This window comes from Afipia carboxidovorans OM5, assembly GCF_000218565.1.
Classification (GTDB): domain Bacteria; phylum Pseudomonadota; class Alphaproteobacteria; order Rhizobiales; family Xanthobacteraceae; genus Afipia; species Afipia carboxidovorans.
Window position 1 is genome coordinate 1,641,096 of sequence record NC_015684.1, and the last position, 20,566, is coordinate 1,661,661.

Annotated in this window: 19 protein-coding genes; 8 read left to right on the top strand and 11 right to left on the bottom strand. The window is 61.9% G+C overall.

Annotated features, from left to right (window positions below):
• From OCA5_RS07655 to OCA5_RS07675, 5 genes are all read right to left on the bottom strand, one after another.
• Positions 1 to 291 carry a DUF1289 domain-containing protein gene (locus OCA5_RS07655; RefSeq protein WP_422836365.1) on the bottom strand — a complete coding sequence of 97 codons (291 nt, stop codon included), beginning with the start codon at positions 289 to 291 and terminating at the stop codon, positions 1 to 3.
• The gene (locus OCA5_RS07660; protein ID WP_012563680.1) at positions 272 to 1,843 is read right to left on the bottom strand and encodes a sensor histidine kinase; all 1,572 of its coding nucleotides are present in this window, start codon (positions 1,841 to 1,843) and stop codon (positions 272 to 274) included. The genes OCA5_RS07655 and OCA5_RS07660 overlap by 20 nt, the downstream gene beginning before the upstream one ends.
• A 158-nt stretch (positions 1,844 to 2,001) precedes the next feature.
• The gene (locus OCA5_RS07665) at positions 2,002 to 2,697 is read right to left on the bottom strand and encodes an MgtC/SapB family protein (protein ID WP_012563679.1); all 696 of its coding nucleotides are present in this window, start codon (positions 2,695 to 2,697) and stop codon (positions 2,002 to 2,004) included.
• 30 nt (positions 2,698 to 2,727) lie between these two features.
• Positions 2,728 to 3,732, bottom strand: a complete 1,005-nt coding sequence (locus OCA5_RS07670) for an inorganic phosphate transporter (protein ID WP_012563678.1) — start codon at positions 3,730 to 3,732, stop codon at positions 2,728 to 2,730.
• A gap of 12 nt (positions 3,733 to 3,744) precedes the next feature.
• On the bottom strand, positions 3,745 to 4,386 hold the full coding sequence (locus OCA5_RS07675; RefSeq protein WP_013913019.1) for a DUF47 domain-containing protein: 642 nt from the start codon (positions 4,384 to 4,386) through the stop codon (positions 3,745 to 3,747).
• Between the two features lie 253 nt (positions 4,387 to 4,639).
• Here OCA5_RS07675 and OCA5_RS07680 point away from each other — a divergent pair, with 253 nt between their 5' ends.
• From OCA5_RS07680 to OCA5_RS07690, 3 genes are all read left to right on the top strand, one after another.
• Positions 4,640 to 5,740 carry an Mrp/NBP35 family ATP-binding protein gene (locus OCA5_RS07680; protein ID WP_013913020.1) on the top strand — a complete coding sequence of 367 codons (1,101 nt, stop codon included), beginning with the start codon at positions 4,640 to 4,642 and terminating at the stop codon, positions 5,738 to 5,740.
• Between the two features lie 141 nt (positions 5,741 to 5,881).
• A complete protein-coding gene (locus OCA5_RS07685) occupies positions 5,882 to 6,970 on the top strand; it encodes a TRAP transporter substrate-binding protein (protein WP_012563675.1) in 1,089 nt (362 codons plus the stop codon).
• Positions 6,971 to 7,159: 189 nt separating this feature from the next.
• Complete coding sequence (locus OCA5_RS07690) at positions 7,160 to 8,245, top strand: TRAP transporter substrate-binding protein (RefSeq protein WP_012563673.1); 1,086 nt, start codon at positions 7,160 to 7,162, stop codon at positions 8,243 to 8,245.
• 105 nt (positions 8,246 to 8,350) lie between these two features.
• Here the strand turns inward: OCA5_RS07690 and OCA5_RS07695 are convergent, their stop codons facing one another.
• The 5 genes from OCA5_RS07695 to OCA5_RS07715 all read right to left on the bottom strand — a co-directional run bounded on the left by OCA5_RS07695 (position 8,351) and on the right by OCA5_RS07715 (position 13,521).
• Positions 8,351 to 10,201: a TRAP transporter large permease gene (locus OCA5_RS07695; protein ID WP_012563672.1), complete on the bottom strand. Its 1,851-nt coding sequence runs from the start codon at positions 10,199 to 10,201 to the stop codon at positions 8,351 to 8,353.
• Between the two features lie 43 nt (positions 10,202 to 10,244).
• Entirely contained in the window at positions 10,245 to 10,841 is a 597-nt protein-coding gene (locus tag OCA5_RS07700; RefSeq protein WP_013913021.1) for a TRAP transporter small permease subunit, read from the bottom strand.
• 222 nt (positions 10,842 to 11,063) lie between these two features.
• Positions 11,064 to 12,095, bottom strand: a complete 1,032-nt coding sequence (gene moaA / locus OCA5_RS07705) for a GTP 3',8-cyclase MoaA (RefSeq protein ID WP_012563670.1) — start codon at positions 12,093 to 12,095, stop codon at positions 11,064 to 11,066.
• Positions 12,096 to 12,229: 134 nt separating this feature from the next.
• Complete coding sequence (locus tag OCA5_RS07710; RefSeq protein ID WP_012563669.1) at positions 12,230 to 12,682, bottom strand: hypothetical protein; 453 nt, start codon at positions 12,680 to 12,682, stop codon at positions 12,230 to 12,232.
• A 161-nt stretch (positions 12,683 to 12,843) separates the two neighbouring features.
• Complete coding sequence (locus OCA5_RS07715; RefSeq protein WP_012563668.1) at positions 12,844 to 13,521, bottom strand: HAD family hydrolase; 678 nt, start codon at positions 13,519 to 13,521, stop codon at positions 12,844 to 12,846.
• 139 nt (positions 13,522 to 13,660) lie between these two features.
• Between OCA5_RS07715 and rpiA the strand changes: the two genes are divergently transcribed.
• From rpiA to OCA5_RS07735, 4 genes are all read left to right on the top strand, one after another.
• Positions 13,661 to 14,371, top strand: a complete 711-nt coding sequence (rpiA, locus tag OCA5_RS07720) for a ribose-5-phosphate isomerase RpiA (RefSeq protein ID WP_012563667.1) — start codon at positions 13,661 to 13,663, stop codon at positions 14,369 to 14,371.
• A gap of 10 nt (positions 14,372 to 14,381) precedes the next feature.
• A complete protein-coding gene (locus OCA5_RS07725) occupies positions 14,382 to 14,885 on the top strand; it encodes a DUF2059 domain-containing protein (protein ID WP_012563666.1) in 504 nt (167 codons plus the stop codon).
• 62 nt (positions 14,886 to 14,947) lie between these two features.
• The gene (gene gor, locus OCA5_RS07730; protein WP_013913022.1) at positions 14,948 to 16,333 is read left to right on the top strand and encodes a glutathione-disulfide reductase; all 1,386 of its coding nucleotides are present in this window, start codon (positions 14,948 to 14,950) and stop codon (positions 16,331 to 16,333) included.
• Between the two features lie 131 nt (positions 16,334 to 16,464).
• The gene (locus OCA5_RS07735; RefSeq protein WP_012563664.1) at positions 16,465 to 17,628 is read left to right on the top strand and encodes a YncE family protein; all 1,164 of its coding nucleotides are present in this window, start codon (positions 16,465 to 16,467) and stop codon (positions 17,626 to 17,628) included.
• 172 nt (positions 17,629 to 17,800) lie between these two features.
• Here OCA5_RS07735 and OCA5_RS07740 read toward each other — a convergent pair whose 3' ends face one another.
• The gene (locus tag OCA5_RS07740; protein ID WP_013913023.1) at positions 17,801 to 18,748 is read right to left on the bottom strand and encodes an MBL fold metallo-hydrolase; all 948 of its coding nucleotides are present in this window, start codon (positions 18,746 to 18,748) and stop codon (positions 17,801 to 17,803) included.
• 421 nt (positions 18,749 to 19,169) lie between these two features.
• On the opposite strand from OCA5_RS07740, the gene OCA5_RS07745 reads away from it, so the two are divergent.
• Complete coding sequence (locus OCA5_RS07745; RefSeq protein ID WP_012563661.1) at positions 19,170 to 20,558, top strand: class II 3-deoxy-7-phosphoheptulonate synthase; 1,389 nt, start codon at positions 19,170 to 19,172, stop codon at positions 20,556 to 20,558.
• The last annotated feature ends 8 nt before the right edge of the window (positions 20,559 to 20,566 follow it).

Below are 20,566 nucleotides of genomic sequence, written 5' to 3' on the forward strand. Positions count from 1 at the left end.
TCAGCAGCAGACCTCGAGCCAGCGCACCAGCGCGGGCGACACTTTCATGCCGGCGTTGGTCATGCGCTGCACCAGCGTCGTCATAATGGTGGCTCGCTCCTCGGGTGTGAGGGTGGCCCAGTCTGAAATCTCCTGCCGCGTCCGACCGCAGCCTCGGCATAGCCCGGTCTCGTGGCTTATGACGCAGACAGCAATGCAGGGCGACTCGTAGCTCATGCCTCCTATAAAGAACCGCTGGTGCGTCAGCGCAAGCCGTGCCTTGTGCCATGGCTCAGAGTCCCGTCCCCGCATTCATGATCGGGCGTCCGCGCGCGCTTGCCCTTTCATAGCTGTCGTCCGGCTGCAGCGGCGGCGTGTCTTCCGGCAGCGGCGCAAGCGCGGCCATCACGCGCTCAGGCGGGAAGGTGATGATGACTTCCGTGCCGATCCGCAGCTTCGATTTCAGCGTGAAGGTGCCACCGTGCATGTCGATCAGGCTCTTTGCGATCGGCAGACCGAGGCCTGCGCCTTGCTCGGCGGATTTGATCGAGTTCGAGCCTTGCCCGAAGGAGGCGAGCACGATCGGGATTTCGTCGTCCGGAATGCCGGATCCGGTGTCCTTGACGATGAGGTATTGCCCGCCTGACGCGGTCCAACCGGCCTTCAGCCAGATCTCGCCGCCCTGCGGGGTGAACTTGATGGCGTTCGAGAGAAGATTGAGCACGATCTGGCGCGTCGCGCGCTCGTCGCCCCACAGCTTTGGCATGTCTTCTTCAAAGGCTTCGTGGATCGTGATTCCGCGGTTCGAGGCACGCAGCTTCAACAGGTGATGGCAATCGGCCACCGCATGCACGAGCGAGAACGGTTCTTCGTTGAGTTCATAGCGACCGGCCTCGATGCGCGACAGATCGAGAATTTCGTTGATGAGATTGAGAAGGTGCACGCCCGAATTGTGGATGTCGGCCGAGTAGTCCTTGTAGACGGGCACGGCATGCGGGCCGAAGATCTCGCTCTTCATCACCTCGGAGAAACCGAGGATGGCGTTGAGCGGCGTGCGCAGCTCATGGCTCATCTGCGCGAGAAAGCGGGATTTCGAGACGTTGGCGGCTTCGGCGCGGTGGCGTGCCTCGTCTGAAATCGCCTTCGCCTGTTCGAGCTCGCCAATCAGTGCATCCTTCTCGGCGCGCGCTTCGAGCGTTGCGAGCGTTGTGGAGTGCAGGCGGTGAGCGAGCAGGGCAAAATAGCATTCGGCCAGCACCGCGAGTGCCGCGAGGATGTAATTGTCGAGCGTGCCGCGCAACACGAAGTTGGTGGCGATCGCCGCGGTCACCGGCACGGTGGATGCAAAAGCTGCAATCGGCAGGCTTGCGGCGAGCATGCTCGACACCGCAACGACGAGCAGCATGATGAACAGCATCAGCGTGTTCGACACGACGCCGACGTCAGTCGGGTGAATGAGGATCACCGTCCAGCCGAGGCCGTAGAGCAGATCGAGGGTAACGAAACGGCGCCGCCACTTCCGCGTGGTGGCGGGGGCAGGCGGCTGACCCAGGAATTTTGCGCAGGAACGGATCACCACTGCGTGGATTGCGAGAATGCCGCAGGTCCAGAGCGCCGCATTCACCATCGAGACCCAGAGGCTCGACAGCGCGCCGGTGGTGACGACGAGCAGGATGACGACGAGCGAGGCAGACGTGCGGGTTTGGGCGTATTGGCGCAACAGTTCGTGGTCGAAGGCCGGCCGCGTGCCGCTCGACGATGTCAGGCGATCCCGCGCTTCCCTCACGCGCTGGGCGGCCACGCGCCGTGTCCGTGCAGGCGCAGCGGACGCCGTATCGGCCGGAGAGGGCACGAGATCACTCATCGACAAACATACTTCCCGGTACGCAACAGGCCACAACACCCGCCCATCTATTTCTGGCGGGAAATCATTAAGACAGGCCTTAAACTCAGGTTTAATCTGGTTAATGAAGCGTGAATTTTCGGGCGGGCCATGCGCTTTACCGCTGCCATGCGGCGGGATCAGCCGCTTGTCGGCGAACGCTTGATGAGCTCAACCTTCCGCACCACGCCGACATCGTTCAGCCTTGCCTTGAAGTCGGCGATGTCTTCCGACGAGACCTTGTTGAGCAGCACCGCGATCTCGTCGCTGTCGTTATCGCCGTTGCGGTTTTCGACCACGAAGCGCTTGATCTGGCTTGTCCGCAGCGAGAGCGCCTGCCGCAGTTCGTCCGGCGTGAAGGTGCCGTGATCCACGGTGATCTTGAGGTGGGCGGTCTGGTTGCGGGCGCGGTAGGCCTCTTCCAGCGGCTTCACACCGGCAAGGATGATGAGGATCACGATGGTCGAAGCGACCCCCGCGAAGTAGAGCCCGCCGCCGATCGCAAGCCCGATCGCCGCCACGGTCCAGATGCTCGCCGCCGTGGTGAGGCCTTTGACGATCTCGCCGCGGGCGAGGATCGAGCCGGCGCCAAGGAAGCCGATACCGGAGACGACCTGCGCCGCGACGCGGGACGGGTCGAGCACGGTGTGCTCCTGGCCCAGCACGCCGGCGAAGCCATAGGCCGATACGACCATGATGAGGCAGGAGCCGACGCACACCAGCATGTGGGTGCGGATGCCCGCGGCCCAGAGCAGACGTTCGCGCTCGAAGCCCACCAGGCTGCCCAAGGCTGCGGCGACGGCCAGCCTGAGCAGAATCTCGACGTTGCTGATCATGACGCTCCCTTCTGCTTGAGGGGGGACCGCCTAATGAAAAATCGGAACGAGCCAGTAAGCAAGAGCGGCGACGAAGGCGGCGGCCGGAACGGTGATGATCCATGCAACGACGATGGAGCTTGCGATGTTCCAGCGGACGGCCGCCAAACTCCGCGCCGAGCCGACACCGACGATGGCACCGGTAATGGTGTGGGTGGTGGAGACCGGGACGCCGAGCGCGGTCGCGGAGAACAGCGTCAGCGCGCCGCCGGTCTCGGCGCAGAAGCCCTGCATGGGCGTGAGATGGGTGATGCGGCTGCCCATGGTGCGCACGATGCGCCACCCTCCCATCAGCGTGCCGAGCGCCATCGCCGCCTGACAGGACAGCACCACCCAAAATGGGACGTGGAAGTGGTCGCCGCCGTAGCCCTGCGAGTAGAGCAGGATCGCGATGATGCCCATGGTCTTCTGAGCGTCATTGCCGCCATGGCCCAGTGAGTAAAGCGAGGCCGAACCGAACTGCAGCACGCGGAAGGCGCTATCCACCATGTACGGGGTCGAGCGCGCTGAGCACCAGGCAACGATGACGACAAGAATGAGGGCGAGAACGAAGCCGATCAGCGGGGAAAGGAAAATCGCCAGAATGGTCTTGGTGAGACCCGACCATTCGAGCGCGACAAAGCCTGCCTTCGCGAGACCCGCACCGACGAGGCCGCCGATCAGCGCATGCGAACTCGAGGAGGGAATGCTTGCCCACCAGGTGATCAGATTCCAGACGATCGCGCCGACAAGGGCCGCGAAGATCACACGAGGATCGACGATGCCGGGATCGATGATCCCGGTCCCGAGCGTTTCGGCGACATGCAGGCCGAAGAACAGGAAGGCGATGAAATTGAAGAAAGCGGCCCAGAGAACCGCATATTGCGGCCTCAGAACCCGCGTCGAGACGATGGTCGCAATCGAGTTCGCGGCGTCGTGAAGGCCGTTGAGAAAATCGAAAATGAGCGCGATGGCGATCAGGCCGATCAGCAGGTGGGGCGTGAGTGAGGCGGTCACAAAGCTGTCCGTTCAGACCTGATCAATCACGATGCTGTTGATCTCGTTGGCGACGTCGTCGAAACGGTCGGCGACCTTTTCGAGGTGGTCGTAGACTTCAGCGCCGACGATGTAGTCCATGGCATTGCCGTCGCGGTGCTTGAGGAACAGCTCCTTGAGGCCGAGATCGTGCAGGTCGTCAACCTTGCCTTCCAGCCGCGTCAATTCCTCGGTGATGGTCGAGAGGGTGGTGACGTTGGAGCCGATCGACTGCAGAAGAGGGATGGCGCGCACCACGAGCTCGGCGCAATGCTCGATAATCGCGCCCATCTCCTGCATCGGCTGCTGGAATTCCCGCACCTCGAACAGCCGGACGGCCTTGGCGGTCTGCTGCATCTGGTCGATCGCATCGTCCATCGAGGCAATCAGGTTCTTGATGTCGCCGCGGTCGAACGGGGTGATGAAAGAGCGGCGGATCGCCATCATCACTTCGCGGGTGATGTTGTCGGCCTCGTTCTCGTGCTGGCTGATCTTGTCGCAGTAGAAGTCGATCTGGGCACCGCCCCGCAGCATGCCCTGAAGGGCTTCGGCGCCGTCCACGAGAGTCCTGGAGTGTCTGGCAAATAACTCGAAGAACGAATGTTCTTTTGGCATCAATGCCTTAAGCCATTGCATGGACACGCCTCTAGTTTTCGATCGCGTGAACCTTTTATGTCATTTTTGCTTTCAGGCGCAGAAATTTCCGCAGCCTCGGGCTTCATCCACCACTTTAAGCACCCTCGCGTGCGACCATATTCCGGCTCCGGATCATTACGGGTGGTGGTGGTCGCCCCCGGAACACGGTGGTATGACGGTGCTGGCCGCACAGCGCCGGAGGGCCGGTGCGCGAAGACGGATTCCGTGAGGCCGGCTTGTCAGGAGACTCGACGTGAGTGTGACTAAGGACGACGTTTTGAACAGCTTGGCGAAGATTCAGACCCCCGGGGGGGTCCCTCTCACCCTCGCAAAGGTCCTTTCCGAAATCACGGCGACCGACGGCAAAGTATTCTTCTCCATGACGGTGGACGCCGCAGAAGCCCGCGCCTGGGAGGGCATCCGGGCGCAGGCGGAGGAGGCGGTTCGCGCCATTCCGGGCGTCAAAACCGCGCTAGTGGCACTGACGGCGGAGCGGCAGCCCGGATCGCCGTCCGGCATCAAGCCGAGTGCCTCGCACCGGCACGGGGCGGGCGACTCGCCCATGGGCAAGCAGAAGGCCATTCCCGGCATCAAGGCGATCGTTGCGGTCGCTTCGGGCAAGGGCGGTGTCGGCAAGTCGACGACGGCCATCAACATTGCGCTCGGCCTGCGGGATCTCGGCTTCAAGATCGGGCTGCTGGATGCCGATATTTACGGTCCCTCGGTCCCGAGGCTGACCGGCGTCAAGGAGATGCCGAAGCTCACCGACGACAAGAAGATGATCCCGCTGCAGCGCTTCGGCCTGTCGCTGATGTCGATCGGCTTCCTCGTGCAAGAAGAGACCGCGATGATCTGGCGCGGGCCGATGATCCAGTCGGCGGTCAAGCAGATGTTGCAGGATGTCGCTTGGGGAGAACTCGATGTGCTGGTGGTCGACATGCCGCCGGGGACGGGCGACGTCCAGCTTTCGCTCGCCCAGCATGTGCCGTTGGCAGGCGCGGTCATCGTTTCGACGCCGCAGGACCTCGCCTTGATCGACGCGCGGCGCGGAATCACGATGTTCAAGAAGGTCGATGTCCCGACCCTCGGCATTGTCGAGAACATGAGCTATTTCCTGTGCCCGCACTGCAATACGCGGTCGGACATCTTCGGCCATGGCGGTGCACGCCACGAGGCGGAGCGGCTCGGCGTGCCGTTCCTTGGGGAAATTCCGCTCCATATGTCGATTCGCGAGGGATCAGATGCGGGCCAGCCGGTGGTCGAGACCGACCCGACCGGTGCGCACGCGGAAATCTACCGCGCGATCGCCGACAAGATCAAAACCGGATTGCGCTTGCAGGCCGTGGTCGCCTGATCGTTGAATCTTACCCAAACGATCATGCGACCTTTGTTTAAGAAGTGCCGAGCCTCTTGTCGCGTTTTGAGCTTGAAAGTTCCGTGCTAGACGGAGACTTTAAGGCCGACTCGAAATGATGCCAATGGGAGGTACAGAGTAATGAAGCGTCGCGATTTTCTGAAAGTAACGGCTGCAGGCGCCGCGACGGCGGCTGTTGCTTCGCCGGCGATTGCGCAGTCATCGCCTGAGATCAAATGGCGCTTGACCTCGAGCTTCCCGAAGTCGCTCGACACGATTTACGGCGGCGCCGAATTGATGGCGAAGCAAGTCGCCGAAATGACCGACAACAAGTTTCAGATCCAGGTCTTTGCCGCGGGCGAAGTTGTGCCGGGTCTGCAGGCGCTTGACGCCACCTCGAACGGCACCGTCGAGATGTGCCACACCGCGACCTATTACTACGTTGGCAAGGACCCGACCTTCGCGATTTATGCGGCTGTCCCGTTCGGCCTCAATGCGCGCATGCAGAATTCCTGGTGGTATCAGGGCGGCGGCGACAAGCTCGCTAACGAGTTCTTCAAGAAACATGGTGTGATCGGACATCCGTGCGGCAACACCGGCACGCAGATGGGCGGCTGGTTCCGCAAGGAAATCAAGTCGGTCGCTGACCTCTCCGGCCTGAAGATGCGCATCGGCGGCATCGCGGGGCAGGTGCTTGCGAAGCTCGGCGTCGTGCCGCAGCAGCTCGCCGGCGGCGACATCTATCCGTCGCTGGAAAAGGGCACGATCGACGCAGCCGAGTGGATCGGCCCCTACGACGACGAGAAGCTCGGCTTCAACAAGGTTGCGCCGTACTACTACTATCCGGGCTTCTGGGAAGGCGGCCTCGTGGTCCACTCGCTCACCAATCTCGAGAAGTGGAATTCGTTGCCGAAGAACTATCAGGCCATTCTCGCGAACGCGAATGCCAACGCCAACACGCTGATGGCTGCACGTTACGACTTGCAGAACCCCGGCGCACTGAAGCGTCTCGTCGCCGGTGGCACACAGCTTCGTCCCTACAGCAACGAAATCCTCGAGGCTGCCCTCAAGGCGACCAACGAGCTGTGGGCCGAGATTTCCGCGAAGAACGCGGACTTCAAGAAGTCGATCGAAGCCATGCAGGCCTATCGCGGCGACGAGTACCTGTGGTGGCAGGTCGCCGAATATACGTTCGACAGCTTCCAGATCCGCTCGCGTACCCGCGGCTGATCGCGGCGCTTCGAAGCGCATTCAAAAAGACAACCCGGCCTCCATCGAGGCCGGGTTTTTTATTTGTGTAATGAAGAATGCAACAACAATTCCGCTGCACTGCAGAATCTGAATCAAAGTTTTTGCGCTGGTCATTCCATGCTAGAGCCCATTCTATAAAAGATTGGGAACATGATTGGGGGATGTCGGATGAAGCGTCGTGAATTTCTGAAAGCGTCAGTGGCTGGTGCTGCGGGCACGGCTGTCGCTGCACCGGCGCTTGCGCAATCGATGCCCACGATCAAGTGGCGAATGACATCGAGCTTTCCGAAATCTCTCGATACGCTGTTCGGTGCCGGCCTGATGATGGCGAAGCAAGTCGCCGAAATGACCGATAACAAATTTCAGATCGAGGTGTTCGCTGCGGGTGAGCTCGTTCCCGGTTTGCAGGCGTTCGACACGGCCGCGAACGGCACGGTCGAGATGAGCCACAGTGTCGCTTACTACTATGTCGGAAAAGACCCGACCTTCGCGCTGTTCTCCTGTGTGCCATTCGGCCTCAATGCGCGGATGCAGAACTCCTGGTGGTATCAGGGCGGGGGCGATCAGCTCGGGAATGAGTTCTTCAAGAAATATGGCGTGATCGCGCATCCATGCGGCAACACCGGCACGCAGATGGGCGGCTGGTTTCGCAAGGAGATCAAGACGCTTGCCGATCTGCGCGGATTGAAGATGCGTATCGGCGGCATCGCGGGGCAGGTGATGGCAAAGCTCGGTGTCGTGCCGCAGCAGCTCGCCGGCAGCGATATCTATCCGTCGCTGGAGAAAGGCACCATCGACGCGGCCGAATGGGTCGGTCCCTATGACGACGAGAAGCTCGGCTTCCAGAAGGTGGCGCCGTTCTATTATTACCCGGGCTTCTGGGAAGGTGGCCCGATGATCCACGTCTTCACCAATCTTGAGAAGTGGAATTCGCTGCCGAAGACCTATCAGGCGATCCTCGCCAATGCGTCCGCGAACGCCAACACCTATATGGCCGCGCGCTACGATCAGCAGAACCCCGAAGCGCTGAAGCGCCTTGTCGCGAACGGCACGTTGCTGCGTCCGTTCAGTGTTGAGATCATGGAGGCGGCCCACAAGGCGACCAAGGAGCTGTGGGACGAAATCTCTGCGAAGAACGCGACGTTCAAGAAGACGTTCGACGCGATGCATGCCTACCGCGGCAACGAATATCTGTGGTGGCAGGTTGCCGAGTTCACCTTCGACAACTTCCAGATCCGCTCGCGCCGTGGCTGACGCGAGAGAGGCGAAAGCTTCTCGCGCGCGCGCCTGCTTCGCCTGAAAAACCCTGTTCAAAGCAAAAGACCCGGCTCGTGAGAGCCGGGTCTTTGTTTTGGAGTGCTATTTGATGTTTGGAATGCCGAGATCGAGATTTGGCATTGGCATATCGATCTGCGGAATCTGGATGTCTATCTTGGTTGGATCGACGGTCGAAGCCACTCCCTTGTAGTGCATCACCATCTGCGGAAACAGGATCACCAGGCAGATCATGATGACTTGAATGATGACGAACGGCACCGAGCCCCAATAGATCTGGGCGGTGGTGACGGGCTCCATCCGCTTGCGGCTGATGCGGTCGATATACGAATCCTTTGGCGCAACCGAGCGCAGGTAGAAGAGGGCGAAGCCGAACGGCGGGTGCATGAACGAGGTCTGCATGTTGACGCCGAGGATGACGCCGAACCAGATCAGGTCGATGCCAAGTTTCTCCGCGACCGGTCCGAGCAGCGGGATGATGATGAATGCGAGCTCGAAGAAGTCGAGGAAGAAGGCGAGGACGAAGACGAAGGCGTTGACGAACAGCAGGAAGCCGATCTGTCCGCCGGGCAACGACACCAGCATCTCTTCCACCCAGCGGTGGCCGTCGACGCCGTAGAAGGTGAGCGAGAAGACGCGCGCGCCGACCAGAATGAACATCACGAACGCGGAGAGCTTCGCGGTCGATTCGACGGCCTGGCGGGTGAGATTGAAAGTCAGCCGGCGCTTCACCATGCCGAGGATGAGAGCGCCTGCAGCGCCCATCGCGCCGCCTTCGGTGGGCGTTGCGACGCCGATGAAGATGGTGCCGAGAACGAGGAAGACGAGTCCGAGCGGAGGAACCATGACGAACACGACCTGCTCGGCGAGACGCGAGAGCAGGTGGAGCCGGGTGATCTTGTTCAGGACAGCGATGATAAAGGAGATTGCCACGACGAGCGACATCGTCAGCACGACGTAGTCCGCACCGCCTTTGACGTTGGTGAAGCTCATCGCGAACATGGCGAGAGCCGTCGAAATGATGAACACTAAGAACAGCGACAGCGTCATGGTGCGCACGATGCCGATGAACGGCTTCGTGAAGATCGCGAGCAGGATCATGAACCAGAATCCGTGCCGGATCTGGGCATTCTCCGTGATCATGTTGAAGACCGGCGCTGTCCAGTCGAACAGGCCGATCTTGACCGCGAACAGGTAGGCGGCGCCGGCGGCGGCAAGTGCTGCGACGGGCAGGACCAGGCGGTGGTGCGCCGTCTCAGGATCGCGAAGCGTCTGTGCCTCGAGCGGCAGGCCGGGCACGGCCTTTGGCGCGAAGACCGTCAGCAGGAAGATATAGCTTGCATACAGGATCGAGAGCACGATACCCGGGATGAAGGCGCCTTCATACATGTCGCCGACGGAGCGCCCGAGCTGGTCGGCCATCACGATGAGGACGAGCGAGGGCGGAATGATTTGCGCGAGCGTGCCGGAGGCGGCGATGATGCCCGTCGCGACGCGGCGGTCGTAGCCGTAGCGCAGCATGATGGGCAGCGAGATCAGACCCATCGAAATGACGGAGGCCGCAACGACGCCGGTGGTCGCGGCGAGCAGGGCGCCGACGAATACCACGGCATAGGCGATACCGCCGCGGACGCTGCCAAAAAGCTGCCCGATGGTTTCGAGCAGGTCTTCGGCCATTCCTGATCGTTCGAGGATCAGCCCCATGAATGTGAAGAAGGGAATAGCGAGCAGCGTCTCGTTGTTCATCACGCCATAGACGCGTTCAGGCAGAGCCTGAAGGAAGTCCGGGCGGAACAGGCCGAGTTCGATGCCGATGATTGCGAACAGGAGGCCGTTTGCGGCGAGTGAAAAGGCGACCGGGTAGCCGAGCAGCAGAAACAGCACCAGCGACGCGAACATGATCGGCGCCATGTAGTGAATAAACATCGCAGCCATTCAGTTGCGTCCTTTGAATTAAGAGAGTGGCGCTGTGGCACTGTTATTTGGTTTCTGACGAAATAGCCTCGGCAAGCCGCTCTGCCTCGAGGGCAGCCTGCTCATGGGCGGAGAGCGCGAGTTTGTTCGGATCAGGCAGCAGGCCCTGCATCACGGCAACGCGCTTGATGATTTCAGAGATCGCCTGCACGAGAAGCAGCGCTGCGCCCAGCACGACGAGGGATTTGGCGGGCCATTGCGGCAGGCCACCGGCGTTGAACGACTGTTCGTTCTGATGATAGGAGACGAGGAAGAACGGGATCGATGTCCATAACACGACGATGCAGAACGGCATCAGGAAGAAGACGTGGCCGATCAGGTCGATCCAGCTTCGCACCTTGAGGGGCAGGTGGTGATTGACGATGTCGATCTTGATGTGCTCGTCCTTGAGAAGCGTCCATGGCGAGCAGAGCAGGAACACCGCGCCGAATAACATCCACTGCAATTCGAGATAGGCGTTCGAGGAGACGTCGAAGATTTTGCGGATCGTCGCGTTAGCAGATGAGATGATGACCGCGATCAGAATGAGCCATGACAGCCAGCGTCCGATCGTCGTCGTCATTGCGTCGATGCCGCGACTAAGCTTGAGCAAAGCCTGCAAATTAAGCCCCCATAGGTACACACGGCCGCAAACTGGGCCGCCGTGCAAAACCACAATTTCAGTGGGCCAAGAACCAGTCAATCGGAAGTTTGGAGGGATTGGTCGGAGAGAGTGCCCCGGCTAAGGAACGCCCGTCTTGCGCGTTTTTTCGGCATCCACCGTTCGGATCGCTTTCCTCGGGCCTCGTGCGTCCGAGGCCCGCGATATCCGAAGCTATGAGCTTTAGCCGCCTGTCACGCTCATATGGCGGCTGACGCTCGGGCCGGTGTGGCGGCGGTCGATCACGAAATCATGGCCCTTGGGTTTCAGGCCGATCGCACGATCGATCGTGGCGGAAAGCAGGGCGTCGTCGGCGGAGGCGCGCAATGGCTTGCGCAGGTCGGAGGCGTCCTCCTGGCCGAGGCAGGTATGCAACGTACCCGTGCAGGTGATGCGGACGCGGTTGCAGGATTCGCAGAAATTATGCGTGAGCGGCGTGATGAAGCCGAGCTTGCCGCCCGTCTCGGCAACGCTGACGTAGCGTGCCGGTCCGCCGGTGCTCTCAGTGAGGTCGGTCATCGTGAACTGGCCGGCGAGGCGGGAGCGCACCATCGAGAGCGGAACATACTGGTCGAGGCGGCCGCCGCTGACATCGCCCATCGGCATGACTTCGATGAGGGTCATGTCCATGCCCTGATCGTGCGCCCAGCGCATCAGCGAGGGAATCTCCTCCTCGTTCATGTTCTTGAGGGCGACGGTGTTGATCTTCACCTTCAGCCCGGCCTCCTGTGAGGCCTTGATGCCCGCAAGGACCTTGTCGATATCGCCCCAGCGGGTGATGGCGCGGAACTTGTCGCGATCGAGGGTGTCGAGCGAGACGTTGATGCGGCGGACGCCGCAGTCGGCGAGCTCGGCGGCGTATTTCGCGAGCTGCGAGCCGTTGGTGGTGAGGGTGAGTTCGTTCAGCGCGCCGCTCTTGAGGTGGCGCGAGAGCGAACGGAACAGCGACATGACATTGCGCCGGACCAGCGGTTCGCCGCCCGTCAGGCGCAGCTTGCGCACGCCCTTGGCGATGAAGGCGGAACACAGGCGGTCGAGCTCTTCCAGCGTGAGCAGGTCGGTGCGCGGCAGGAACGTCATGTCTTCCGACATGCAGTAGAAGCACCGCAGATCGCAGCGATCGGTCACCGACACGCGCAGGTAAGTGATCGTCCGCCCGAACGGGTCGATCATCGGAGTGGGGCCGGTCGTCGCATCGGAAGGTGTGTTCATCATGTCCGCCAGCAGACGCGGTTCCAGCAAAATCGCCGGTACGCGCCTACTCAATGTAGGCTCTGGAGGAACCCCTTACAATCGGACAATCCGCGCCAAATGGCTCTCTTGCCTTGCCAAATGGTCCTATCGCCGCCTTAGCGGGTGGATGGGAACGGCGTAAGCGCGGGCTGGGGCGGAGCAGCCTGGGCGGGCTCGGCAGGTGCCGCGGCCGGCGCTGCCGACGACGCCTTGGGAGCAGCCTTCGGCTTGCGCCGCGGCTTCTTCGCTGGCTGAGGCAGGGCGGTCAGTTCGGCGACGGCCGGATTCGGATCAAGGATCGGATCGCTGCCGGGCTGCTTCACGACCGTCACCTGCACGGTTTCAGGCTGATATTTCGGCAGTGTGAAGGTCACGGTGAAGTTCTCGCCCGCGGGCACCTTGACGGAGCAGGGCGTTTTGCAGCCGGGGCCGACCGAAGTCGTGGCGTCGGCGCCACCGGGGGATGAGTCGAGCTGCAACGTCGCCTCGGGCGGCGTGCTCTTGAAGAAGTCCGTGGACGAGCAGCCGGCAAGACAAAGTCCTGCTGCAACGATCAGAACGATACGCATGACAAATCCGTTTTTGGTGCGCCCCGCGCACGGTCCCCGCGTCTCAACCATACGGGTCGCGGCATATGAGCGCAACGGGATGGCGGGATATGTTGACAGATGAAGTTAATGCAGAAGCGCCGATGAACCCAATAAAATTGATTGGGATCAATGGATTGGGATCACTTCTTTGAGTTCATGTCAGCGACCGTCGCCGGCAGTTCGCGCATATGGGAGATCAGGCGATCAGGCTCGAGATCCTTGATCGCAATCGGCGTGTAGCCGAAATCGACCCCGATCACCGGCACGCCGGCCCGCTTGGCGACACCGATATCCGTCCCGGAATCGCCGACCATGATCGACGATGAGATCGCGCCGCCTGCGCGGGCGATGGTCTGGCGCAGGATGATGGGATCGGGCTTCTGCACGCCGAAGGTATCGGCCCCACAGATGGCGGAGAATCGTCCGCTCATGTTGAGTCGGTCGAGCAGCCGCTTGGACAGCCATTCGAGTTTGTTGGTGCAGACGGCGAGACGGTGGCCGCGACTTGCGAGATCGTCGAGCGCATCTTCGGTGCCCTCAAAGGGGCGGGTGTTGTCGGCGAGATGGTCGCCGTAGAAGACGATGAAGTCCTCGGTCATTTTCGAAACGTAGTCCGGCGTGCAGGTCCGGCCTTCTGCTTCGAGCGCGCGCTCGATCATGGCGCGTGCGCCTGCGCCGATGAACTTTCGTGCTGGGGCCAGCGGTACCGGTGTCAGCCCTTCGCGCTCCAGCACGAAATTGAGGGCATTGACGAGGTCCGGCGCGCTGTCCACCAGCGTGCCGTCGAGATCGAAAACAATAAGGGAGGATGTGGTCATGAACGATCGCTACTCCGCGACCGTGGCTAATGCAAGAGACGGTAAAAATCCTCATAGGACGGGACCGGCGAGCCTGTTCCTCGGGCGAAATCGAGGGTAGAAACGCCGCGCCGTTGCCGATCACGAGGTTGTAGAGACGATGTCGAAAGAAGAGCTGAAGCGGGCTGCTGCGGCACGTGCGCTCGAGTATGTCAGCGATGGGATGCAACTTGGTCTCGGCACGGGCTCGACGGCCAAGCATTTCGTGGAATTGCTGGGCGAACGCGTGCGTGCGGGCTTGCGCGTCGTCGGTGTGCCGACTTCCGAGGGGACGCGCGCCGATGCGGAGCGCTGCGGCGTGCCGCTCACCACGCTCGATGACGTCGACCATCTCGATCTGACCGTCGACGGCGCTGATGAAATCGCGCCCTCGCTCGACGTGATCAAAGGTGGTGGCGGGGCGCTGCTGCGCGAGAAGATCGTCGCTGCCGCCTCGACGCGGATGGTCGTGATCTCCGACGATAGCAAATGGGTCGAGACGCTCGGGCGATTCCCGCTGCCGGTGGAGGTGATCCCGTTTGGCCTTGGCGCCACGCGCCGGGCGCTCGCCACGGCCTTCGCCGAGGCGGGTGTCACGGGTGAAATAACGCTCCGGCAGGGGCCGGATGGCCATGCTTTTGTCACCGATGGCGGCCACTGGATTTTGGACGCTCATCTGGGACGCATCCCGGAGCCGCCGCGCCTGGCCGCGCTTCTCAGTGCGATCCCCGGGGTGGTGGAGCACGGATTGTTCATCGGCCTTGCGAAGACGGCGATTCTCGCTGGCTCGCAGGGGATTCGTATCGTTGATCGGCCGCGAGGCCGGGTTTGAGGAGTTTGAAATGAAAAAGACGATTTACGCCCTTCTGGCGGCTGGCTTTGTCGGCTTGATGGCGAGCTCCGCGTTCGCGCAGTCGAATCCCAATCCATCAGCAGCGGCGATTGCCTCCGCCAAGGAAATCCTGACCGACAAGCACATCCAGGAGCTTTATAAAGAAGCCGTGCCAAGTCTCGTCGAGCGCAGCAAGAATACCCTTCTGCAGAGCAATCTGAACTACCAGAAGGATCTCAACGAAGTCGCGCTCAAGGTTGCCAAGGATATGGCGGGCCGCGAGAAGGAAATCGGCGACCAGATCGCCAAGATCTACGCCTCGCGTTTCACCGAGCAGGAGTTGAAGGAGCTTGTCGCCTGGTACAAGTCGCCGCTCGGCAAGAAGGTGATCGAGCAGGAGCCGCAGATCTTCGCAGCCGCGCGCGGCTTCATGGATCAGTGGGCACAGACTTTCTCCCAGCAGGTGATCGACAAGTTCCGCGCCGAGATGAAAGCCCGCGGCAAGGCCATCTAACATCTGGTCGCGGCATTCGCGGGCTGGTCCCGTGAATGCCGTTTGCGCGGGGCTCGCAGCATATGGCGGATATCGACGTCGATCTGTTCGTGATCGGAGGCGGCTCAGGCGGCGTGCGTGCCGCGCGGATCGCCGCTGGTTATGGCGCGCGAGTGATGATCGCCGAGGAATATCGCTTTGGCGGCACATGCGTCATCCGTGGCTGTGTGCCGAAGAAGTTAATGATGCTGGCCTCGCTGGTATCGACCGAAATGAAGGATGCGGCGGGCTTTGGCTGGCGCATTCCGGAAGCGGAGTTCGACTGGCCGACGCTGATCGCCAACAAGGACGCCGAGATCGCACGGCTTGAAGGCCTCTATGCGGCAAACGTTGAGAAGGCTGGCGCGCGGACGGTGAAGGCGCGGGCGGTGTTCGAGGACGCGCACACGCTGCGGCTCTCAAGCGGCGAGACGGTTTCGGCGAAATGCATCCTGATTGCGACCGGCGGCACGCCCAATCATGGCGCGGCGATTCCCGGCATTGAGCATGTGATTTCCTCGAACGAGGTTTTCCATCTGGAAAGATTCCCCGAGCGGATCGTCATTCAGGGCGGCGGTTATATCGCGCTTGAATTCGCGTCGATCTTCAACGGCCTCGGCTCCGATGTGACGCTGATCTATCGCGGCGACAACATTCTGCGCGGGTTTGATGACGACGTTCGCAAGCATGTCCGTGGCGAGATGGAAAAGGCCGGCATTACGTTGCTGACCTCGTGTACGGTCGATCGCGTCGAGCGCCATGACGATCTCTTCACCGCGCATCTGTCGAACGGATCGAGCGTCGCGGCCGATCAGGTGATGTTCGCGATCGGTCGCCACCCGAGCATCAAGGGCCTCGGTCTTGAGAAGGCCGGTGTCGCGCTTGATCCGAAAAGCGGCGGCATCGCTGTCGACGAATATTCGCGCACCAACGTCCCCCACATTTATGCGGTCGGCGACGTCACCCATCGCTTCAACCTGACGCCGGTGGCGATCCGCGAGGGGCACGCCTTTGCCGACACCGTGTTCGGTAACAAGCCGACTCGCGTCGATCGCGACGACATTCCCACGGCAGTGTTTTCGCAGCCGCAGGTCGGTACCGTGGGCCTGACGGAAGAGGTGGCGCGGCAGCGTTACGAGCGGGTGGACATCTACAAAGCCGACTTCCGCCCGATCAAGGCGACGATGTCCGGCAGCACCAGCCGCGTGCTGATGAAGCTTGTGGTCGATGGCAGCACCGACCACGTCCTCGGTTGCCATATCGTCGGGCCGGAGGCCGCCGAACTCACCCAGGTCGTTGCGATCGCGATCAAAATGAACGCCACCAAGGCTGACTTCGACGCCACCATGGCGTTGCATCCCACGAGCGCCGAAGAACTCGTCACCATGCGGACCCCGAGCGCACGGCACGTCCGCCAGGCAGCCGAATAGCATTTCCGGAAAATATCGCCTCCCACCAACTGCGGAGTGGACGACATCGCCCGCCGCGGTGTTAGCTTGTCTGACAGGCGGGCGCTGCCCGTGCGCCGCCTTGCAGAAAACGATCGGGTGGGAGGTCATCCATGTTTCATCAGGCGCCTCGGACATATGCCCTTGTTTTTGCTCTCGCGTTGCTGACGCCGGCAGCAGCGACAGCCCAGATCGCGGTATCGGCCAACGATGGAAAGTCGGCTCTGGACGACGGCAAGTCGATGGTTCGCGATCCGCTGGTGACGGATTCCGTGTCGATCATCGATCTCAACCAGTCACCGCCGAAGATCATCGCCGAAGTGCCGGCGCCCGCGAGTGCGGTCGGCCCGCCCACCAGTGTCGCCGTCGCCAAGGATGAATCGTTCGCACTCGTCACCGGTGCGATGAAAGTCGATCCGGCCGATCCGAAAAAGGTCGTGCCCGACAACAAGCTCTCGGTGATCGATCTCACGGCCAAGCCGCCAGTGGTCTCCGCAACGCTCGAAGCAGGAGCGGGCGCGGCTGGCGTGTCTATCAGCCCGGCGGGCGATCTCGCGCTTGTTGCGAACCGCGCCGACGGCACGGTGTCGATCTTCAAGATCAGCGGCAAGACGCTGACGCCCGCAGGCAAGATCGATTTCGGTGCGCCGAAGTCCGGCCCATGCGCGGTGGCGTTCACGCCCGACGGCAAGCTCGCCTTCGTCACGCGTGACGGGGACCACAAGGTCTCGGTGCTGAAGATCGACGGCGACAAGGTCGAATACACCAAGCGCGATGTCGGCGCGGGTCTGCGGCCCTACGGCATCACCATGTCGCCGAAGGGCGATGTGGCGCTCGTCGCTGACCTTGGCCTCAATAACGGCAATGGCGATGCCGACACGGTGAGCATCATCGATGTGCAGGCGAAGCCGCCGCGCACGATCGACACCGTCACGGTCGGGACCACGCCCGAGGGCATGACGCTCTCACGCGATGGTAAATATCTCGCGCTGGCCGTCATGAATGGCTCCAACAAGGCGAAAGCAGCGCCGATCTATAACGATAACGGCCTGCTGCGAATCTTCCGTCTTGAGGACAAGAAGCTCAGCTTCGTGACGGAGGCGAATGTCGGTCACTGGTGTCAGGGACTGACCTTCAACAAGGACGCAACCCAGGTGCTGGTGCAATGCATGATCGAGAACGAGATCATGGTGTTCGATTTCGATGGCAAGCCACTGAAAAAGACCGGCGCATTGAAGGCGAACGGACCGGCCGGTATCCGCATTGCTGACAACTGAGTGGGCGTGACGACACGTTTTTCCGGGCGTGAACAAAGCAAGCGAACCCGGAGTCCAGACATTCGAGATTCCGGGCCTGTGGCTTTGCCGCATCCCGGAATGACAAAGCACAATTGAAGGCGCGGACTCATGCCGAGTCCGCGCCTTTGTTTTGTCCTGACCCAATGCGCGATCAGTAATCCCAGAACACCGGCACCCAACGGAAAGCGTCGCCATCGACTGCCACCCGGCCGACGGACGGGAAGGGCAGGTGAGTGGCGACCAGCATCTCGCCGGTCTCGGCCAGCTCCCGCAAAAGACGGATGCGAACGCGCGCCGCTTCTTCGGGATCATGCTCGAAGCCGTTGTGCCAGTCGGGCTGGTCAAACCCGACCGCGAACACGGCATCGCCTGCGAACGTCAGCGCCTCGCCGCCGGATGCAAGGCGGACCACGCTGTGCCCGGGCGTGTGCCCGCCGGTGCGATAGGCGACGACTCCCGGCGCCACTTCGTGGGTCTCGTCGAACAACTGAAACTGGCTGCGGTATTCGTCCATGAACCGCTTGGCGGTTGCCCGCAGCGCGTCAGGGAATCCCTGCGGCATGGCGGTGTGGGAGAAGTCGGGCGACTCCCAGAATTTGACCTCCGCGGCCGCGACGTGGATTCGCAGGTCCGGATGGAGTTGCTCCTTCACGCCCTCGACGAGCAATCCGCCAACGTGATCCATGTGCATATGGGTCAGCACCACATCGGTCACGGACCCGAGATCGATGCCGGCGGCGGCCAGCCGCTTGGCCAATTGTCCCGCGCGCGGCAAATGCAGGTCCGGGTCGAACCCCAACCCGGCGTCGATGAGGATGGTCTTGCCGCCGCTGCGGACCACGACCACGTTCAGTGCCCAGTCGAATGCGTCCTGTGGCAGGAACATATCGTCCAGCCATGCGGCCCGGTCGGCCGGCGCGGCATTGTGCGCCAGCATCTTGGTCGGCAGCGGCAGCACGCCATCGCTGACCACCAGCACGTCGATGTCGCCGACCCGCACCGCATAGCGCGATGGGACCAGTTCGTCGGGCTTCGCTTTGCTGCGAGGCAAGGGAGTGTTCGCTTTTGTCTTCTGCGGCGTGCGGATCATCTGGTTCATCTTTGAAAACTCCTGCGTTCGATCTTGGTGTTCGATCCCGGGCGAACTGCGCATCGCGCGTGAGACGCGCAATCGAAGCGGTCGGAGATCGGTGACACGCTCTGCCGGTGCCACCGTGATGGTCTATCGAATGCGATCGGCGGCTGCCCCAGAGCGATTGCCGCCGCTGTAGAGCGATTGCTGCTAACGCGGGTGGTTCCCACCGATCGCTCAAGGCTTTCGTCCGGTCAGCGCGGGGAGGCCGGGTCGTCTGCCGCGCGGATGCCTCGGGCGGAGCCTTTGCCGCACTGCAGGGAAGCCGGGCCGGGCGTATCCCTTAACCCGTTGAGCAGGCTTGCCGAATTGCCGGGTGGAAAGCGCGTTGCGGCCTGTGTATATAAGCGGCGGCCGATCATGGCGATCGAGCAGGAGTTTTTCAGTTATGGCTGAGCGGTGGACGCCCGAGAGCTGGCGCAAGAAACCGGTTTTGCAGGTCCCGGATTACCCGAACGCGAAGGCGTTGGCGGATGTGGAGGCGCAGCTTGCGACCTTCCCGCCGCTGGTTTTTGCGGGTGAGGCACGCAACCTGAAGAAGGCGCTGGCGCGCGTGGCCGCAGGCGAGGCGTTCCTGTTGCAGGGCGGCGATTGTGCCGAGAGCTTCGCCGAGCATGGCGCCAACAACATCCGCGACTTCTTCCGCGTCTTTCTGCAGATGGCGGTGGTGCTGACCTATGCCGGCGGCCTGCCGGTGGTGAAGGTCGGTCGCATCGCCGGCCAGTTCGCAAAGCCGCGTTCCTCGCCGACCGAGAAGGTCAACGGCGTCGAGCTGCCGAGCTATCGTGGTGACATCATCAACGACATCGCCTTCACGCCGGAAGCGCGCGTGCCAGATCCGCGCCGCCAGCTTGCGGCCTACCGGCAGTCGGCGGCGACGCTGAACCTGCTGCGTGCGTTTGCGACCGGCGGCTTCGCCAATCTCGGCAGCGTGCATCAGTGGATGCTTGGCTTTGTGAAGGATTCGCATCAGTCGCGCCGTTACAAGGAATTGGCGGACCGCATTTCCGACGCGCTGAACTTCATGCGCGCCTGCGGCCTCAATCTCGAGAGTCATCCGGAACTGCGCGCGACCGAGTTCTACACCAGCCACGAAGCGCTGCTGCTCGGCTTTGAGCAGGCGTTCACGCGCGTCGATTCCACGACGGGTGACTGGTACGCAACCTCGGGTCACATGCTCTGGATCGGCGATCGCACGCGCCAACTCGATCACGGGCATGTCGAGTATTTCCGTGGGATCAAGAATCCGATCGGCTTGAAGTGCGGTCCGTCGCTGAAGCCCGACGAACTTCTGAAGCTGATCGACATCCTGAACCCGGACAACGAGCCGGGGCGGCTGACGCTGATCAACCGCTCGGGCGCGGACAAGATCGGCGATACGCTGCCGCAGTTCATTCGTGCGGTACAGCGCGAGGGCAAGGCCGTGGTATGGTCGTGCGATCCGATGCATGGCAACACCATTACCTCCACGAGCGGCTACAAGACGCGGCCGTTCGATCGCATCCTGTCCGAGTTGAAGTCGTTCTTCGAGGTTCATGCCGCGGAAGGTACTCATGCCGGCGGCGTGCATCTCGAGATGACGGGGCAGGATGTCACCGAGTGCATCGGCGGCGCGCGGGCCATCACCGACGAGGATCTCAACGACCGTTATCACACGGTCTGCGATCCGCGGCTCAATGCCGAGCAGTCGATCGACATGGCCTTCCTGATCGCCGAATTCCTCAAGCAGGGTCGCGACCGCAAGGCGCAGCCGTTGCCGGCGGTAGCGGGCCTTTGATTGCAGAA